At 57.0% G+C, this 18,486-nt stretch carries 14 protein-coding genes; 9 read left to right on the top strand and 5 right to left on the bottom strand.

Going from position 1 to position 18,486, the window contains the following annotated elements; genetic code table 11:
* Positions 1 to 139 precede the first annotated feature (139 nt).
* A complete protein-coding gene (locus GOW16_RS13230; protein WP_170415717.1) occupies positions 140 to 1,096 on the bottom strand; it encodes a LysR family transcriptional regulator in 957 nt (318 codons plus the stop codon).
* A gap of 307 nt (positions 1,097 to 1,403) precedes the next feature.
* Between GOW16_RS13230 and GOW16_RS13225 the strand changes: the two genes are divergently transcribed.
* Genes GOW16_RS13225 through GOW16_RS13215 form a run of 3 tightly spaced genes read left to right on the top strand, consistent with a single transcriptional unit; the run spans position 1,404 to position 8,307 of the window.
* Positions 1,404 to 5,123 carry a beta strand repeat-containing protein gene (locus GOW16_RS13225; protein WP_170415714.1) on the top strand — a complete coding sequence of 1,240 codons (3,720 nt, stop codon included), beginning with the start codon at positions 1,404 to 1,406 and terminating at the stop codon, positions 5,121 to 5,123.
* A gap of 59 nt (positions 5,124 to 5,182) precedes the next feature.
* Positions 5,183 to 6,940, top strand: coding sequence for a type I secretion system permease/ATPase (locus GOW16_RS13220; protein WP_170415712.1), 1,758 nt, complete (start codon positions 5,183 to 5,185; stop codon positions 6,938 to 6,940).
* A complete protein-coding gene (locus GOW16_RS13215; protein ID WP_170415710.1) occupies positions 6,937 to 8,307 on the top strand; it encodes an HlyD family type I secretion periplasmic adaptor subunit in 1,371 nt (456 codons plus the stop codon). Before GOW16_RS13220 ends, GOW16_RS13215 begins: the two co-directional genes overlap by 4 nt.
* 71 nt (positions 8,308 to 8,378) lie before the next feature.
* On the opposite strand, the gene GOW16_RS13210 is transcribed toward GOW16_RS13215, so the two are convergent.
* Complete coding sequence (locus tag GOW16_RS13210; RefSeq protein WP_170415708.1) at positions 8,379 to 8,996, bottom strand: TetR/AcrR family transcriptional regulator; 618 nt, start codon at positions 8,994 to 8,996, stop codon at positions 8,379 to 8,381.
* A 205-nt stretch (positions 8,997 to 9,201) separates the two neighbouring features.
* On the opposite strand from GOW16_RS13210, the gene GOW16_RS13205 reads away from it, so the two are divergent.
* The 5 genes from GOW16_RS13205 (at position 9,202) to GOW16_RS13185 (ending at position 13,741) form a co-directional block, all read left to right on the top strand.
* Positions 9,202 to 10,131: an AEC family transporter gene (locus GOW16_RS13205; RefSeq protein WP_170415706.1), complete on the top strand. Its 930-nt coding sequence runs from the start codon at positions 9,202 to 9,204 to the stop codon at positions 10,129 to 10,131.
* Between the two features lie 101 nt (positions 10,132 to 10,232).
* Positions 10,233 to 11,066 (top strand): S-formylglutathione hydrolase, encoded by an 834-nt coding sequence (gene fghA, locus GOW16_RS13200; RefSeq protein WP_170415704.1) that lies wholly within the window; start codon positions 10,233 to 10,235, stop codon positions 11,064 to 11,066.
* A 3-nt stretch (positions 11,067 to 11,069) separates the two neighbouring features.
* On the top strand, positions 11,070 to 12,527 hold the full coding sequence (sthA, locus tag GOW16_RS13195) for a Si-specific NAD(P)(+) transhydrogenase (RefSeq protein ID WP_170415702.1): 1,458 nt from the start codon (positions 11,070 to 11,072) through the stop codon (positions 12,525 to 12,527).
* Positions 12,524 to 12,979 carry a YaiI/YqxD family protein gene (locus tag GOW16_RS13190; protein ID WP_170415700.1) on the top strand — a complete coding sequence of 152 codons (456 nt, stop codon included), beginning with the start codon at positions 12,524 to 12,526 and terminating at the stop codon, positions 12,977 to 12,979. Before sthA ends, GOW16_RS13190 begins: the two co-directional genes overlap by 4 nt.
* A gap of 141 nt (positions 12,980 to 13,120) precedes the next feature.
* Positions 13,121 to 13,741: an HAD family hydrolase gene (locus tag GOW16_RS13185; protein ID WP_170415698.1), complete on the top strand. Its 621-nt coding sequence runs from the start codon at positions 13,121 to 13,123 to the stop codon at positions 13,739 to 13,741.
* Between the two features lies 1 nt (position 13,742).
* Here the strand turns inward: GOW16_RS13185 and GOW16_RS13180 are convergent, their stop codons facing one another.
* Positions 13,743 to 14,981, bottom strand: a complete 1,239-nt coding sequence (locus tag GOW16_RS13180) for an MFS transporter (protein WP_170415696.1) — start codon at positions 14,979 to 14,981, stop codon at positions 13,743 to 13,745.
* Positions 14,982 to 15,127: 146 nt separating this feature from the next.
* Between GOW16_RS13180 and zapE the strand changes: the two genes are divergently transcribed.
* Positions 15,128 to 16,186, top strand: a complete 1,059-nt coding sequence (zapE, locus tag GOW16_RS13175; protein WP_170415694.1) for a cell division protein ZapE — start codon at positions 15,128 to 15,130, stop codon at positions 16,184 to 16,186.
* A 77-nt stretch (positions 16,187 to 16,263) separates the two neighbouring features.
* Here the strand turns inward: zapE and GOW16_RS13170 are convergent, their stop codons facing one another.
* Positions 16,264 to 17,538, bottom strand: coding sequence for a bifunctional folylpolyglutamate synthase/dihydrofolate synthase (locus GOW16_RS13170; RefSeq protein WP_170415692.1), 1,275 nt, complete (start codon positions 17,536 to 17,538; stop codon positions 16,264 to 16,266).
* Positions 17,535 to 18,467 (bottom strand): acetyl-CoA carboxylase, carboxyltransferase subunit beta, encoded by a 933-nt coding sequence (gene accD / locus GOW16_RS13165; protein ID WP_170415690.1) that lies wholly within the window; start codon positions 18,465 to 18,467, stop codon positions 17,535 to 17,537. Before accD ends, GOW16_RS13170 begins: the two co-directional genes overlap by 4 nt.
* Positions 18,468 to 18,486 lie beyond the last annotated feature (19 nt).

Genomic DNA, 18,486 nt, shown 5'->3' with positions numbered 1-18,486 from the left:
TGTGCCCAATGTATCCAAAATACAAAATCCATTGTCAACTCACTTTGAGAGCTAAAGAAGTGCTTGCACTAACGCTATCGACGAGGCCAAAGAAATACCTTCTTCGGTTTCATTGTTGATTGCATAGATCAGGTCGTGCTCAGGCCGTGAAAGTTGGTGTCACACCGACCGGAGGTTGTTCCTGAATGTAAGCGCCTACACGGCTTAAAACCTGGCTTCTGGGACATCCCGGGCGGGTCGCAGCACCCAGATTGCGCAGGTTGCCGGGACCCTCAAACGGAACAAAGCACAATGGCCATTTGTCTCGCTTGAATTGTTCGGCGGCCAGGGCCGACACAATTGTGCAGTCGTCAGAATGGCAGATGTGCCTGCAGATCGTTTCAAACCTCAGTGCGCTCAGGTCGAAACGCTTGGCGACTCGGATTGCGGGATCGGCTTTCGGCAAGCGGTCCTCAAGCTCGTAGCCAAAACTGTGAGGAAGCCGGATAAAATCGTGCGGTGGAACATCTTCGGGCTCTATAGAGGGCAGCATACACAGCGGATGCCCGTCCCGCATGGCCAGAAACAGCGGCTCGGCCCAAATCGAGGTGAATGCCAGAGTGTCGCTGTTGTTGACTTTGGCCACCAGCGCCATGTCCAATTGATGATCTTCGACCATCTGCAACATGTTCTGCGGAAGATCCTCGATCATAGTGACACGCATACGCGGATATAGATCGCTAAAAAGCTCCGAGAAATACTGTGTCAGGTAGGGTGCAAGTGTTGGCGTCATGCCAATCCGATATGCAACGGCCTCGGGGTCGCGAAACTGGGTGGCGGAGTCGCGGATTCTTTGCACATCGGACAGGATGGTTTCGGCAATCTTGAGGATGCTTTGACCAAACGCGGTTGGACGCACTTCGTTATTCAGCCGCAGAAACAGCTCAACGCCCAGTTCCTGTTCCAACTTCTTGATCTGGTTCGACAGTGCAGGCTGCGAAACATTGCAGGCAACCGCTGCCTGACTGAACTTTCCATGCTTTGCTATGGCAAGCACGTACTCTAAATCTCTGAAATTCATCCGCTCAATCTCTCTGCGGTCAAACAAAAGCGGCATCGAACCGCCCCTTTATGTACCTTAAAGCCGCCAAAGGTGCATGAAATCCCGATCAACTCCGCTGACAAAACTGTTAACCAGCGCTTTCGAATAGAACTTCGCATGCGGCGGAAAACTGTAACCCATTGATTTATATAAACTGAGCATCCCGGATTCTCACGGAAACCGTGATTATTTGCATTGGTTATACGACCGATTTGCAGGATGAATTTTTGCTGACCCGGGGTGCCGTCTACCCCTTTGATACGTGGACTGCCCGAAACGCAGGGCGGACCGCCAAACGTAACAATTTTTGACGGAGTACCCCATGCTGTCCCAAATGCTGACAAGCCTGCGCGCTCAGCTCTTGACCACGTCTACCATGGCGCAAGAGACAAACCGCGTCGGCCAAACCCTTTTTAACAACTTCTTTCAAAGTACCGTTGTCGATGACACTCCGGCCTTTGTTCTGGCAAATGACTTTTCGCGTCTGCTGAATTTTGGCGAGATCATCACCAACAACGCCGTTGCCGCCGTTCAGGCGCAGGGCCAGGATGTGGATGTCTTCAACTTTCGTTCGGGCCTGATTGAGGCAAACAACGGCCCTGACGCGCAGGCCACAGGCGTTCAGGTCACCGGCAGCGCCCAAGTTCGCAACTTTGGTGAGATCGCGGGCGAGTTCAACGGCGTTCAATTCGCAGGTGCTCAAAGCTCGGGCGGTCTGGATAACTTCCGCGGTGGTGTGATCAGCTCGGACAGCCGCGCAGTGGACATTCAGGGCCAGGGTATTGATGTACGCAACTTCGGCGACATTATCGGCACCGGCGATCAGCGCAATGGCACGATCTACACCAACAGCACTGCCGAAGACATTTCGATCTCGAACTTTACGGGTGGCACGATTGATGCCGGTGAGGGCAATCAGGGTGCCGGCATTTCGTTGCAGATCGGCGACGAGCTTGGCGATCGCGTGGAAACTGACATCTTCAATGGATTTGGCGCAACGATCCAAGGGCGTGGTCAGGGCGCAGCCAACACCGGATTGGCCGGGGATGGCATTCGCATTGACGACGGTGTCGAAGGGGCCACTTTGGAAACTGAAATCGTCAACAGCGGCCTGATCTCGACCGAAAGCAACCAGGGCACAGCCGCCGGTATCCGCATTGCAGATGGCGTAAACGCCGAAGGTGAGATCCTGAACACTTCGACCGGTGTGATCGAAGGCCCCCGCAACGGTCTTTACATCGGCAATGGCGAGCATGACCTGGATGTGCTGAACTTCGGCACCATCCAATCCGGAAGCCGGGCGGTGAACATCGACGGCTCGGGTGTCGACCTGATCAACGGCGGCGACATTCTGGGAACCGACGACCAACGTAACGGTACCGTTTATGCCGACGGCACCGCAGATGACTTTTCGGTCCGCAATCTGGCCAATGGCACAATCGATGCGGGTGAGCACAACCAGGGCTCGGGTTTCGCAGCAGAAATCGGTGGAGCCGCCGACAGTGCCAACACGTTCTCGCTGGAAAACGATGGCCTGATCCAGGGTCGGGGCAACGGCGCGGCAGGTACTGGCCTGGCCGGAGATGGTATCCGCATCGGCAACCCCGGAAATCAGGGCATCGCCGAAGCGACCATTGTCAACCGTGGCGAGGTGCGTTCGGAAGGTGCCAACGGCACTGTAGCCGGTGCGCGCGTTGTGGATGGTGTAAGCTTCCAGGGCGAATTTACCAACTCCGGCACAATCTCGGGTGTCCAAAACGGCGTCTATTTTGGCAACGCGGATCATACGGGTGGTCGTTTCGTCAACGAAGCGGGCGGCGTTGTGTCCTCGGATAGCCGCGCGTTCAACATTGATGGCACGGGGCTTGAGGTCGACAACCAAGGTGACATCCTAGGCACCGGAGATCAGCGCAACGGTACGGTTTATGCTGACGGAACTGCGGATGACTTCTCGGTACAGAACTCAGGTCTGATTGATGCAGGTGACGGCAATCAGGGTTCTGGCTTTGGTGTGGAAATCGGCGGCGCAGAAGATGGTGCCAACACATTCACACTGGAAAACACGGGCGTGATCAACGGACGCGGAAACGCTGGTGCGGCCACGCCGCTTGCTGGTGATGGCATTCGCATCGGCAACGTTGGCAACACGGGAACTACCGATGCGACGATCTCCAATTTTGGCGGGATTTTCTCTGAAGGTGCCAATGGCACGGTTGCCGGCATCCGAGTTGTCAATGGCGTGAACTTCCAGGGCACATTGCTTAACGCGGGTGCCATCGAGGGCGTGCAAAACGGTGTCTACTTTGGCACTGGTGACCACTCGGGCGGGTCGTTTGTCAATAGCGGCACCGTTTCCTCGGACAGCCGGGCGCTGAACATCGATGGTAACGGGCTTTCCGTTCAGAACCTGGGTGCCATCTTAGGTACAGGTAATCAGCGCAACGGCACAGTCTACGCTGATAGTACAGCAGACAACTACACCTTCACCAACACTGGTTTGGTGGACGCAGGCGAGGGCAACAACGGCTCGGCTGTTTCGCTGCAAACAGGTGACGTTTCAGGCGATGTCGTCTCGGCAGCGATTGTAAACGAAGGTGTCTTGCAGGGCCGCGGCGATGCAACCGAGGGCAATCAGGTCGGCGACGGCCTGCGTCTGTTCACCGGACAAAATGATGCGTCTTTTGCCGGAGTTGTTATCAATGAAGGCCTGATTGCCGGTTCCGAACAATCGGATGCTGCAGCCGGCATTCGTATTGACGGCGGCTTGAACCTTCTTGGTGCAATCCTGAACGAAGGCGAAATTCGCGGCACGGTCAATGCGATCGATGCATCGGATGCTGGAGACGTTACCATCGTCAACGACGACGAAGGCGTGATCAACGGCAACGTCCTGCTGGGCGATGGCAATGACATCTTTGTCGATCTGGGCACCACCAATGGCGACATCAACGGTGGCGCCGGGGATGATGTTCTGATTGCGGGTGATGCAGACAATGTGCTGACCGGCGGTCTGGGCAATGACTTCATCGATGGCGGAGAAGGCATCGATACCGCCGATTTCTCGGATCTGGATGTCGCGGTCGAGGTCCGTCTGGACGCCAACGGCAACGGTACTGCCACGCGCGATACCGGGTTCAACGTCTCGATCGTGGATGCGGCTGTTGTGGCTCCGGACCAGTTTGGTGCGAATATCCCGGATGGAGGCTGGTTTGTAGAAGAGGCCGTTCTGGGCAACCTGTACTACAATATCCACACCTCTGACTTCCCTTCTGGAGAAATTCGCGGGCAACTGCTGGTCGACAGCGATGTGACCGAAAACGGCATCCGCACGGTTTCGCTGAGCGGCGGTCTGGACGCAGCGCAAGAGCCTGGGCCCACATCGGACAGCGAGGCCAGCGGCAACGCAACCCTTGTCATCACGCAGAACCTGGCAACGGGCGAAGTCACCTATTCGAGCGAACTTAGTGTGGTAGGCCTGAACGAAGCCGACCTTGCCACGCCGAATTCCGGTGTCCTCTCGGCAATCCATCTGCACAATGCTCCGGCGGGTGAAAATGGACCGGTCGTTCAGGACACGCTGGTGGATGCAGGTGCGACGCTGGGTGATGTGGATACAGGCGGCACCGGTGTTGTCGGGCTGGACGTGATCGACAACCAGATTGAAACCGACGTTTTGGTTTCGATCGAGAATGTCATCGGCTCTAACGATGGTGACGTGATTGTCGGTAGCGATCTGGAGAACGTTCTGAATGGAGCGGATGGCGACGACCTGCTGAACGGTGAGGGCGGCAATGACGTCCTGATCGGAGGCGAAGGCGCTGACACCTTCCTGTTCCAGGGCATCTTCGGTGATGACACGGTTACCGACTTTGAAGCGGGCGTCGACAGAATTCAGATCGGTGATCTGGGTCCTGACTTCGCCGGTCCTCTGAACCCCGTTCAGGATGGTGAGGACGCTGTGATCAGCTTCGGTGACGCAGGCTCGATCCGCCTGGCCGGTGTCGATGTCGCTGACCTGAACGAAAACGACTTCGTCGTCTAACCGATCAACAGCGGGGCGGCCAAGGTCGCCCCGTTTGTCAAACCGGAAAGGGTTCCGTGATGTTCCAGAAAGCCAATCCCGTGAAATCCGCCTGGGGGTCTCTGCGCAAAGGATTTGTCGCAGTTGCCTTCTTTAGCTTGTTTCTGAACCTTCTTATGCTGGCCGGTCCACTGTATATGCTGCAGGTCTATGACCGCGTCCTGACCAGCCAGAATGTCGACACCCTTGTGGCACTGACCGCTTTGCTGGCGGGTGTTTTCGTCGTGGTTGCCTGCCTTGACCTGATGCGCATGCGCATTTTAGGACGTCTGGCCGCCCGCTTCGAACTGAACGTTGGCGCTCCGGTCCTTGGCGCTGCGATGCGCCGCCGCGTTCAGGGTGAAAGCGAGGCCGGCGAAAACCTTGTCGAAGACGTGAACGGCTTTCGCGAATTCATCTCGGGAACCACACTGACCGCGTTCTTTGACGCTCCGTGGATCCCGCTCTATTTGCTGGTCCTTTATGCCCTTCACCCCTATCTGGGCCTGCTCGGGTTGGCCGGAGCCGTCACACTGACGATCATGGCCCTGATCAACAACGCCCGCGCGCGGGAACCGATGCAGTCAGCTTCGCAAGCCCGCGGTCGCTCGGATGCGTTGTTCGCTACCGGTGACAGGAATGCCGAACTGGTTCATGCGCTGGGTATGAAATCCGACCTATTGCGGCGTTGGACTTCGCTGCAGGCCGAGGCCCATCAGCACAAAACCCGCGCCGCAGACCGGGTTGCCAGTTTTTCAGTCGTGTCCAAGACCGTTCGGATGGGATTGCAGTCGGCCATTCTTGGTCTAGGGGCGGCCCTTGCTATCACCGGAGAGTCGACCGCTGGTGTTATGATCGCGGCAACTATCGTTCTGGCCCGCGCACTGGCCCCAATCGACCAATTGATCGGTCAGTGGCGCAGCTTTCTGGCCGCGCGTGGATCTTATTCCAAGCTGGCAAAACTGACCGAAGAGTTTGCCGAAACCCCACCCAACCTGCACCTGCCGCGTGCGTTCAAATCCCTGGACGTCAAGATTGCGCAGGCAGGACCCCCGCGCGCCGTAAACGCCTCGCTCCGCCAAATCGATTTTGGTCTGGAGGCCGGAGACGTGTTGGCGATTATCGGACACAGCGGTTCCGGCAAGACCACTTTGGGTAAGATGATGGCCGGTATCTGGCATCCCCAACGCGGCGAAGTTTTGCTGGACGGAAGCCCGATATCAAAATGGAACCATGAGGATCTGGGCAAGCAGATCGGGTATCTGCCACAGGATGTCGAACTGTTCGATGGCACGATCCGCGAGAACATCGGGCGTTTCTCGGTCGCCATCGATGATGCCGAAGTGCTGCGTTCCGCCCGCGAGGCCGGTGTACACGAGATGATCAGCGCCCTGCCCGATGGTTACGAAACACGCATCGGTCGCGGGTTCTTTCTGTCCGGTGGTCAACGTCAACGGCTGGCTCTGGCCCGCGCGCTGTATGGCGATCCGTTTGTACTGATCTTGGACGAGCCGAATTCGGATCTGGATGCCGAAGGCGAACAGGCCTTGCGCGATGCGATCACGGCGGCGCAGTCCCGCGGCGCAATCTGCATCGTCATGACCCACCGCCCGGCCACGCTGCAGGCTGCCAACAAAGTAATGGTCCTGCGAAACGGCACCCAAACACAGTTCGGGGATAAGGAGGACGTCCTGAAGGTCAATCGTCGGAACGTCTTGGACAATCCCACCCAATCCGGGGCGAAGGAACCCGCAGCGCGCCCTGTCAATGCAACTCAGATCAGCGGAGCCACCCAATGACCCAGTTGATGAAACGCTCGCACTCTAACAACACGCTTGTTGTCCACGATGGGCAGGTTCTGGACATCACCGCCGAGACATCTGGCATCAAACGCTATGTGCTGTTCGGATTGTTTACTCTGATGGCCTTCGTTGGTGGCAGCATATATTGGGCCTTCGCCTCGAAATTGGATGGGGCGGTGGTCGCGCCAGCATCCTTTGTGGTGGAAGGAGATCGCAAAACCGTTGAGCATCTGGATGGAGGCATTATCGACTCGATCCTGGTCACGGATGGAGAATTCGTTCAGGTTGGTCAGCCACTCGTGCGGCTGGACAGCTCGGAGATCGACGTAGATCTGAGTGTTCTGGGCAGCCAGTTAGGCGAGTTGTCAGTACGTCGCGCCCGTCTGCTGGCGCAAATCAACGGTTCGGACGGTTTTGACGAACCAACTGCTTTGGCTGGGTTCAGCGATGGGATGGAGCGGCTGCACTGGCTGTCGCCCTATCTGACGCAGAAACAACTGTTCGACGCTGAAGCCCGTGCCCGTCAGACCGAGGCCCAGATCACCGACCAGCGCATTCAGGGACTGCGCAACCAGATTGCGGGCCTGAATGAACAACGCAACTCCACGCAAAATCAGATCGACATCACTCAGGATGAGCTGTCAAATCTGAAGTCACTGCTGGACAAAGGGTTGGTCGCCGCCACTCGTGTCAGCGCGCGCCAGATCGAAATGGAACGACTGGGCGGTGTCGATGCGTCGCTTCGCACGCAGATCGCACAGGCCGAAGATCAAGTGCAGGAATTGCAACTGTCCCTGATCAGCCAGCAAAAGCTACGCGACGAAGTGATCGCCGGAGAGCTTGCGGTCGTGGATGCTCAGCTTGATCTGATCCGCTCGCAATACATGGGCGCATCAGACCGGTTGAAACGGACACAAGTCCTGGCCCCGGCCAGCGGGCGGGTCGTCAATCTGTCCGTATCCACGACCGGCGGCGTTATTCGCCCCGGAGAGTCCATGATGGATATTGTTCCCGCCAATCAGGCCCTGATCGTCGAAGCGCGGATAAAAACCGCCGATATCGATAAGCTGCAGATCGGTCAGGCAACGCGCATTCGCCTGTCGGCTTTTACGCAGACGGATGTGCCCGAAGCCAGCGGTCGGATTTTTGACATCTCGGCAGACGCGCTAGAGGACGACCGCACTGGCGAACCCTACTACAAAGCGCGGGTGAAACTGGATGCCGATCAACCTACCGAAGTGGCCGCTTTGGAACTGGTGCCTGGAATGCCTGCGGATCTGTTCGTGAATACCGGTGAGCGCGCAGTCATTAGCTACTTGTCGCAGCCGATCAGTGACCGGCTGGCCAAGACTTTTATCGAGTGATTTGTTTCGCCCGCATCCGGTTAACCGGGTGCGGGTATTTCGCACTTTCGCTTAGGTTTTAAATTAGTTGGTCAGACGCCGTATCGGGCCATGAACATATCAACGGCCTGCAGCGCAATCTCATCGACCTCTTCCTGAGAAAAGTTTTTTTGGACACCGATGGCGGCACGGGTCCAAATCCGAACCTTGCAAAGCTCGCTGAACTGTTCCGCCGCCAATTGCAGATCGTCGATGGCCAGCTCACCCTTTTTGACTGCCTTCTCCAGATATTCGACCATCTGGCGTTGACCGTTCTGTGGCCCGGCTTCGTAGAATGTTTGGCCCAGCTCCGGAAATCTGTCACGTTCCGCAATGCAGATACGAAACATCTGTTGCGAGAAATCCGAGACCAGAAAGGCCGTCAGTTCTGTCGCAGCGATTGTCAGAACTTCGCGCGCCGGTTTGCAGTCGTCGACCATCGCAACGACGTTTTCCGCCATGCGCCTGCACTCGACTTGAGCCACTTCCATGAACAGCAGGCGTTTGTCCGGGAAATAGCTGTACAGCGTCGCCTTGGACACCCCCGCAGCGCGCGCGATGTCGTCGACGCTTGCACCTTCGAAACCATCCGCCATGAAAACCTCTCGGGCTCCGCGCAGGACCTGATCAAATTTTCGGCCTGTACGCAGGATGGCGGCTGCTTCGGTCATGTGCTCTCCTTGGGTCGTGTGGGTGACAATTTATAAACTGTTCAGTTCAGACACAACAATTCGCACAAATTGCAGGCACCTGGCAACACACGTGACGTTAGGTTTGCGACCGGCAAGTTAAGCTTGGTGGCACCGAAAGACAGTAAAGGCCACAAACGGTCGGACATGGCTTGCAGCTGGCGTCATCCGTGTTACCAATTTGCCCATGGTCGAAATCTTCCTGCGCACCCTGCCCTTCTTCGCAATCATCGGCTTGGGATACTGGGCCGGGCGCAGTCGGTTTTTCTCGGAAGAAGCAACCGCTTATCTGACGAAATTTGTTTTTTATTTTGCACTGTCGGCCATGTTGTTCCGCTTTGCCGCCACCCTGCCCTTTGCCGAAATTTTCAATGCAAGGCTGGTCGTTGGATATTTGATGGGAACCGCTGCTGTATATGCGCTGGCAACTGTTGTCGCATGGATGCGGCGGCTCGACGTTCCGACCGCCGCGGTCGAGGCGCAATGCGCGGCCATTGGCAATGTCGGCTTTCTGGGCCTACCCATGCTGGCGCTGCTGTTTACCGAAGCCGCCATTGGTCCGGTCATGTTGGTTCTGACGGTCGATCTGGTGGTGTTTTCATCGCTGATCGTCATTCTGATCAACGGAGGGCGTGACGGGCGATTGAAACCTGCAACTTTCCGCCTGATCGGTATCGGTCTGCTGAAGAACCCAATGATTGTCTCGATCTCGGCAGGATTGCTGTGGTCCGCATTGCGGATCCCCGTCCCCGCGCCATTGAATGACTTCCTGACAATTCTGGGCGGGGCGGCAACCCCCGGTGCATTGTTCGCGATAGGCGCCTCGCTGGCCAGTAAATCCGCCGAACGTGTGCATATCGCGGGCTGGTTGAGTTTTTGCAAACTGGTCATTCACCCCGCATGTGTAGCCGTCGCACTTCTTTGGGTTTTGCCCGTCGCCGCGTTTCCCGCATCCGTTGCCATTGCTGCGGCGGCCCTGCCGGTTGCGGGTAACGTCTATATGCTAGCCGCGCACTACGGCGTGGCCCCGCACAGGGCGTCTGCGGCGATTTTGTTATCCACAGCGGCCAGCATCCTGACGGTTCCATTGGTCATTGCCTGGGTGGGAACACCCTGACGTCAGCAATATGAAAAATGACCCGCCAAAGTCACTCAGCCTTTACGTATGGGTCGTGTAGCGGTAGCCATAGCGCAAACCCAACGTAAGGATAGAACCAAATGGAAACCCTTTCGGAAAATGCTTGCTTCGGAGGCGTTCAGGGCGTCTACCGCCACGCCTCGGCCGCGTGCCAATGCGACATGACCTTTGGCCTGTTCCTACCGGCCGAAGCCAAGGACGGGCCTGTTCCGATTTTGTGGTATCTGTCGGGTCTGACCTGTACCCACGAAAACGCGATGACCAAAGCAGGCGCGCAGGCCTGGGCAGCTGAACAAGGCATTGCGGTAGTGTTTCCTGACACCTCGCCACGCGGGGAAGGTGTTGCCGATCACGAAGATTACGATCTGGGCCAGGGTGCTGGGTTCTATGTGAATGCCACGCAAAAACCATGGGCCCCGCATTTTAATATGTGGAATTACGTGGCCGAAGAATTGCCCGCGTTTCTGATCGAAAACTTCGCAATTGACGGGGATCGTCAAGCAATCACCGGACATTCCATGGGAGGGCACGGCGCGCTGACGATGGCCATGAACCTGCCCGGGCGCTTCCGGTCGGTGTCCGCCTTTGCACCAATCTCGAACCCGACCGGCGCGGATTGGGGCCGCAAGCAACTTAGCGCTTATCTGGGCGATGATCAGTCCGTTTGGGACACTCATGACGCTTCGGTATTGATGAGGGAAAAAGGTTTTGACGGCCCGATCCTGATCGACACCGGAGCCAGTGACCAGTTCATCGATCTGCTGCGTCCTGAAGCTTTGGCGCAGGCGATTGCCGAGCGTCGTCAGCAAGCGATATTCCGTCTGCAGCCTGGGTATGACCACTCGTACTTCTTTGTGTCGACCTTCATGGAAGACCACATCACCTTCCACGCCGAGGCGCTGTACGGAGACTGAGGTATGAGCAAATACGACTATGACCTGATCATCATCGGGTCCGGCCCTTCGGGCCGATCGGCCGCCATTCAGGCAGGCAAACTGAAACGGCGTGTTCTGGTCATTGATCGCAAGGACCGGTTTGGCGGCGTGTCCGTCCACACCGGCACGATCCCGTCAAAGACCCTGCGCGAAACGGTGCTGAACCTGTCCGGCTGGCGCGAACGCAGCTTTTACGGTCGCTCGTACCGGGTCAAAGACCAGATCCGGGCCGAAGACCTCAAGGCACGTCTGCATATGACGCTGGACCACGAGGTTGATGTGCTGGAACACCAGTTCAACCGCAACCATGTAGAGACGATGAACGGGTTGGCCAAATTCGTTGGCCCGCACGAGATTGAGGTCGCGACAGACGCCGGTGAAACCACACGTCTGACCGCGGCGAAGTTCCTGATCGCCACCGGAACCAAAACTTACCGGCCTGATTACGTCCCCTTTAACGGCAAAACCGTAGTGGATGGCGACGACTTCCTGGAGATGGCAGAGATACCACGTTCACTGGTTGTGATCGGTGCAGGCGTGATCGGCGTGGAATATGCCACCATGTTCTCGGCTCTGGACGTTCGGGTGACGCTGATCGAACCGCGCGAAACCTTCCTTGATTTCATCGACAGCCGATTGATCCATGATTTCACCCACCAGATCCGCGAAAACGGCGTGGACCTGCGCCTGGGCTCCGCGGTTGAAAAAATCGAAGACGCCGGTGGCCACGTCGAAGTGACCCTTGAAAATGGGCGCCATGTGCGGGCCGAGATGTTGCTGTTCGCCGCCGGACGTATGGGGGCCACATCGGCATTAAACCTCGGCGCCGTCGGTCTGGAGACCGATCATCGCAACCGGATCAACGTGGATCGCAAGACCTACCAAACAGCGGTTCCGCACATTTACGCGACTGGTGATGTGATCGGTCATCCGTCGCTGGCCTCAACGTCGCTGCAGCAAGGTCGTGTTGCTGCGTGCCATGCACTGGACACCCCTACCCTGCCAGAAAGCCCATGGTATCCCTACGGCATCTATTCTGTGCCCGAAATCTCAACCTGCGGCATGTCCGAGGAAGAATTGCAGGAGCGCGGCATCCCCTATGAAGTGGGCGTGGCGCGTTTCCGCGAAACCTCACGCGGGCACATCATGGGCTTGGAGCATGGCATGTTGAAGATGCTATTCTCGTTGAAAACCCGCCGGGTATTGGGCGTTCAGATCGTGGGTGAAGGCGCGACTGAGCTCATCCATATCGCGCAGGCAGTTCTGAACCTGAAAGGCACAGTGGACTATTTCGTGCAGAACACGTTCAACTATCCGACGCTGGCCGAGGCCTACAAAATCGCTGGCCTTGACGCCTTTAACCGGATGCCGATTCCGGACGAGTTTAAAGTGCGCAAGAAGCCCGCTGATCCAGCCAAGAAAGAGGCCAAGAAGGCGTGACGACCCTCTATATCGACGGCGATGCCTGCCCCGTGAAGGCCGAGGCCGAACGGGTTGCCACACGACACAAGGTGCCAATTGCTCTGGTGTCGAATGGTGGCTTGCGGCCATCCGCCAACCCACTGGTGCAGGTTGTCATCGTGTCCGAAGGGGCCGATGAGGCCGACAAATGGATCGCGGAACGCTGTGGCCGAGGGGATGTTGTGGTGACATCCGACATCCCGTTGGCCGCAAAGTGTGTCGAAGCCGGGGCACGGGTTCTGCGTCCCAATGGCGAGGCGTTTACCGCGGCCAATATTGGCCAGCAACTGGCGATACGCGACCTGATGGCCGACCTGCGCGCCGCCAACCCGCTGGGCGCGGGTGGCGGTGGCAAACCTTTCGGCAAAGCTGACCGATCCCGATTTCTGGACGCTTTGGAGCGCGAATTAAGAGCTGCGCAACGAAGTTAGCCCTCCCGCTTGCCAGCGACGCATCAAAGATGCGTCTTTGACAATTGGGCCAAGCAGCGCTGCGCGCTGCGGTTGGTCTTGAACAATGCCGCAGCACTTGGTTCAGTTGGGCCAACCAAAGAATTGCAAACAGGTACGAATATGTCGGTGAAAGCTGTTGTTTTTGATATCGGGAACGTTCTGATCGAATGGCAGCCCGAACGCTATTATGACAAGATCATTGGCGAAGAACGCCGTCGCGCAATGTTCTCGGAAGTTGATCTACATGGGATGAATGATCTTGTTGATCAGGGCCATCACTTCACCGACACGATTTATGACTGGGCCGAGAAATACCCGGAATGGCGGGATGAGATCCGCATGTGGCACGACAAGTGGATCGAACTGGCCGCGCCTGAAATCCCCCATTCGGTTCGCCTGCAACGGGCATTACGTGCCAAAGGTGTCCCGGTTTTTGCGTTGACCAATTTCGGTGTGCAGAACTTCGACTATGCTACCACGATCTACCCGTTTCTCAACGAATTCGACAAACAATACGTGTCGGGACGGATGCAGACCGTCAAACCGCATGTCCCGATCTATGAAATGGTCGAAACGGATTGTGGACTGCCGCCCGAGGCGCTTTTGTTTACCGACGACCGGATCGACAACATCGATACGGCGCGCGCCCGTGGATGGCAAACGCATCACTTTACCGGCCCGCAGGGCTGGGCCGATCGACTGGTGGAAGAGGGCTTGCTGAGCGCCGAAGAGGCCATCTAACTCAGGCGGTGACAGCTGCTGAACTGTTTTCGCGAATAGGCAGGTGGACGATCGCACTGAACGCTCCGACTGCGACACCGATCCACCAGACCATGGTGTAGTCGCCGTATTGGTCATACATGCGCCCGCCCAGCCAAACGCCAAGAAAACTGCCGACTTGGTGGCTGAGAAAGATGATCCCGTACAGCGTTCCCATGTAACGCAAGCCATAAAGATGCGCGACCAGCCCCGAGGTCAGGGGAACGGTGGCAAGCCAAAGTGAGCCCATGACCAGCGAAAACACGATAACGGACAGCGGTGTTATCGGAAAAACAATGAAGGCTGCCGCTGCGACCGTGCGCGCGGTATAGACGCTGGCCAGCAGGTACTTTTTGGGAAAATGGTTCCCGGCCCATCCCGCCAGCAACGTTCCCGCAATGTTGGCCAGCCCAATCAATGAAATTGAAACAGCCCCCAAGGCGGAGGTGGTTGTGATGCCAATCGAATGCAAAACGCCGCCGGGTTGAATAGGGCCACACATCTCGGTCACAAAAGCGGGGAAATGGGCCGTGATGAAACCAAGCTGATAACCGCAACTGAAAAAGCCCAGGAAGATCAGCGTATACGACGGATCGCGGAAGGCTTTGGTCAGGATCTGACTCATGCTCTCTTCGATTTCTGCCTTACTGGCAGCCTGCGGGGCACGCATGAATGGCAGTGTCAGAACCAGTGCCAAAATCGCTATGGCAAATACGATGAATACCTGCTGCCACGGCAAAAAGCTCAACATCCATTCAGCGGTTGGCGCTCCCAAAACCTGTCCAAAACTGCCCGCTGCGGTGACGATCGCAAGCGACATGGAGCGGTTTTCGTCAGATGACGCCCGGCCGACCACCGCAAGCACAACACCAAACCCGGTTCCAGCGATGCCAAACCCCACGAGCCATGCGTACATTTGATGTTCAAACGGGGTGACGGACCAGGCCGACAGAACCATGCCCGCCGCATAAGTCAGCGCCCCAAGGATTATCGCGCGTCTGTCGCCGACCTTTTCAGCGATGGCCCCGAAAATCGGCTGCCCAATGCCCCACGCCAGGTTCTGGATCGCGATGGCCATCGAAAAATCGGTACGCAACCAGCCGAACTCATCAGCAATAGGTATCTGGAATACACCAAAAGATGCGCGCACGGCAAAACTGACCGTGATGATGATACATCCAACGATCAGGATTGGATTTAGTAAGCGCGTGTATTGGGGCATTGGGTCCTCGGGAATTCAGAGGGCAGACGTTATAGCGTTTGGCACACGCGTCAATTCAGGAGTTTTGCGGTCACGGATCAGCAAAATTGATGTGTCTGAGAAAAGGCTTCTTTTCAATGTGCATACCGGGCGCTATGCCTGAATCTATGACGGGTTTGATTTCGCTTTATGAGACACAGGTCGCCGAAGGCACCCTGACCAGAGATGACGCGCAAGAGGCTGTCCTTCCCCATTTTGAACGTATCCGGGCGACTTTGTCCGAACCTGTAAAACGCGGATTTTTTCGAAAAGCTCCGCCACCGCCCAAAGGTCTGTACCTGTGGGGAGGCGTCGGGCGCGGGAAATCTATGCTGATGGATATGTTTGTGGATTCGTTGACAGACATACCTGCCCGTCGGGTTCATTTTCATGCCTTCATGCAGGAAATCCACGCTGGTATGCACAAAGCGCGCAAGGATGGAGTCGAGGATGCCCTGGCACCAGTAGCCGCTTCGGTGGTCAAGTCGGTGCGGGTTCTGGCGTTTGACGAAATGCAGATTACCGATATCACTGACGCGATGATTGTTGGGCGTTTGTTCGATCTGCTTTATGAGGGTGGCGTTGTTGTCGTGACGACATCGAACCGCCATCCAGATGACCTGTACAAGGACGGCCTCAACCGGCAGCTCTTTCTACCCTTCATCGCACATATCAAAGACCAGCTTGAAGTGTGGGAGTTAATCTCACCCACGGATTACCGACAAAATCGGCTGGAAGGTGCGCCTGTCTATTTTACCCCAATTGGTCCCGAAGCGCGCGCGAGCATTCGCAGCGTCTGGATCGACCTGGCAGGGGGCGCTGCCGACCCGTTGATCCTGCAGGTCAACGGCCGTGCGGTGGAGCTGCCCGCCTTTCGCAATGGCGTGGCTCGGGCAAACTTTTACGACCTTTGCGGGCGCATGCTGGGCCCAGCGGATTATCTTGCCATCGCAGAAGAGGTCAAAGTGCTGGTGCTCGAAGACATACCGCGCCTGTCGCGTAACAACTTCAACGAAGCCAAACGCTTCGTCACGCTGATCGACGCGCTTTATGAGGCGAAAGTCCGGTTGATTTGTTCGGCTGCTGCTGAACCGGAGATGTTGTACGTCGAAGGTGAAGGCACGTTTGAGTTTGAGCGCACCGCGTCGCGCCTGCGCGAGATGCAGGATCAGGATTGGGGGGCATAGGGGGCACTGCCCCACCACGCGCTACACGGTTCCCCCCGGATATTTTTGGCCAGATGCAGCCGTACGGGGGCCTTTTCTCAGCCGTTTTCGCGCAGAATATGACCGGCCAGATACAAAGACCCGCAAATCAGAACCCGCGCGTGCGGGTCATATTCGGTGATGGTCTGCAAAGCGTCTGCCACACTATCGGACGTTGAAGCAGATAACCCGATCTGTGCGGCGGCGGCTGATGTTTCTTCAGCGCTCAACGTATTGGCCTCGCCTGGAATAGAGACCGCCGTCAGACTCTGCACTTGAGTTGCCAAAGGTGCCAGATATCCGGTGACATCCTTCGTGTTCAACATCCCGCAGATCATATGGGTTGGACGTTCAGGCAATGTCGCCAAAAGATCGGCCAATGCCCATCCTGCCGCTGCGTTGTGTCCGCCATCCAGCCATAGTTCGACCTCGGGGGCCTGTTCGACAAGGGGTCCGGATTTCAACCGCTGCATGCGGGCGGGCCATTCGGCCTTGGTCACTGCAGCCTCATAGGCATCATCACCAAGATCCAAGTGGCGCAAGACGGCCAGCGCGGCTCCGGCGTTTTGAAGCTGGTGTGCACCCAACAGATTTGGCAGTGGCAGGTCTCGCAACCCAGTTTCATCCTGATATACCAGACGCCCGTTTTCTTCTGTGACATGCCAGTGTTGGCCATGTACCAACAGCGGCGCACCTAGACGGGCGGCGGTGTATTCGATGACCTCCAACGCTTCGTCCTGCTGCGGACCAACGATGCAGGGAACGCCGGGCTTGATGATGCCTGCCTTTTCCGCTGCAATCTTGCCCAAGGTGTTTCCCAGGAACTGCTCATGGTCGATTGAGACCGGTGTGATGACCGTTACCGCCGGTTCATGAATGACATTGGTCGCGTCTAGCCGACCGCCCAGCCCAACTTCAAGCAACGTATAATCAGCTTTGGACCGTGAAAACGCCAGTAGGGCCGCGCAGGTTGTAATCTCGAAATACGTAATACTGCCGCCACCATTGGCAGCGTAGCATTCGTCCAGAACCGCGGTCAGATCCGGTTCGGAAATCAGCTCTCCCGCCAGACGAATACGCTCGTGAAAACGCGCCAGGTGAGGTGAGGTATAGGCATGGGCCGACAGCCCTGCACCTTCCAGGCCTGCGCGGATCATCGCCTGGGTCGACCCCTTGCCGTTGGTGCCCGCAATATGGATCACCGGCGGTAGTTTGACCTGCGGATTGTCCAGCGCAGCCAACAAACGCCATACGCGATCCAAGGTCAGGTCAATGATCTTGGGATGCAGTGCCATCATCCGATCGAGGATGACGTCCGAGGTCTGAGAGGTCATTTTTCTTCCGCGTCTTCAGTCGGAGTCTCTACCTTGGCGTCTTCTGCCTCTGGTGCGGGCAGATCGCCTTTGACGGCCGGAGGTTGGTTCATCAGCATCCGGATGATGGTGATTAGCTCTTCACGCATTTCGGTCCGCTTTGTCACCCGGTCCAACATGCCATGATCCAGCAGGTATTCCGCACGCTGAAACCCTTCGGGCAGCTTTTCCCGAATGGTTTGTTCGATGACGCGCGGACCGGCAAAACAGATCAGCGCATTGGGTTCCGAGATATGGACGTCACCCAGCATCGCGTATGAGGCGGTCACACCACCCGTCGTTGGGTGAGTCAGCACAACGATGTACGGTAGATTTGCTTCTTTCAGCATCTCTACTGCAACGGTCGTGCGCGGCATCTGCATCAGGCTCAGTATACCTTCCTGCATTCGGGCTCCGCCTGCGGCGGAAAACAGAACCAGCGGGCGCTTTAGCTTTACCGCCTCTTGCGCGGCGGCAATGATCGCGTTGCCCACATACATGCCCATCGACCCGCCCATGAACGAAAAGTCCTGAGCAGCTGCAACAATCGGGGTTCGGCCAATTTCGCCCAACGCGACCAGCATCGCCTCTTTCTCGCCCGTCTTCTTTTGAGCGGCTTTCATCCGATCGGGGTACTTCTTCTGATCGCGGAATTGCAGCGGGTCGTCCTTGGGCGCGGGAACCTCGACTTCCGTAAAGATCCCACCATCGAACAGGTGACTAAAACGCTCGCGCGGTGTGATCGCCATATGGTGTCCGCATTGAGTGCAGACGTTCTGGTTCTCTGCCAGCTCTCGATGAAACAGCATCGTTCCGCATTCATCGCATTTGTGCCAAAGGTTTTCAGGCACTTCTCGGCGCGAGAAGATCGAGTTGATCCGGGGGCGGACGTAGTTTGTGATCCAGTTCATATCGGAACCTTGGCTTGTG

The organism is Ruegeria atlantica, from assembly GCF_013033965.1.
Taxonomy (GTDB): domain Bacteria; phylum Pseudomonadota; class Alphaproteobacteria; order Rhodobacterales; family Rhodobacteraceae; genus Ruegeria; species Ruegeria atlantica_D.
The sequence above is the reverse complement of the archived record's forward strand: the minus strand, read 5'-3'. Positions and strand labels throughout refer to the sequence as shown.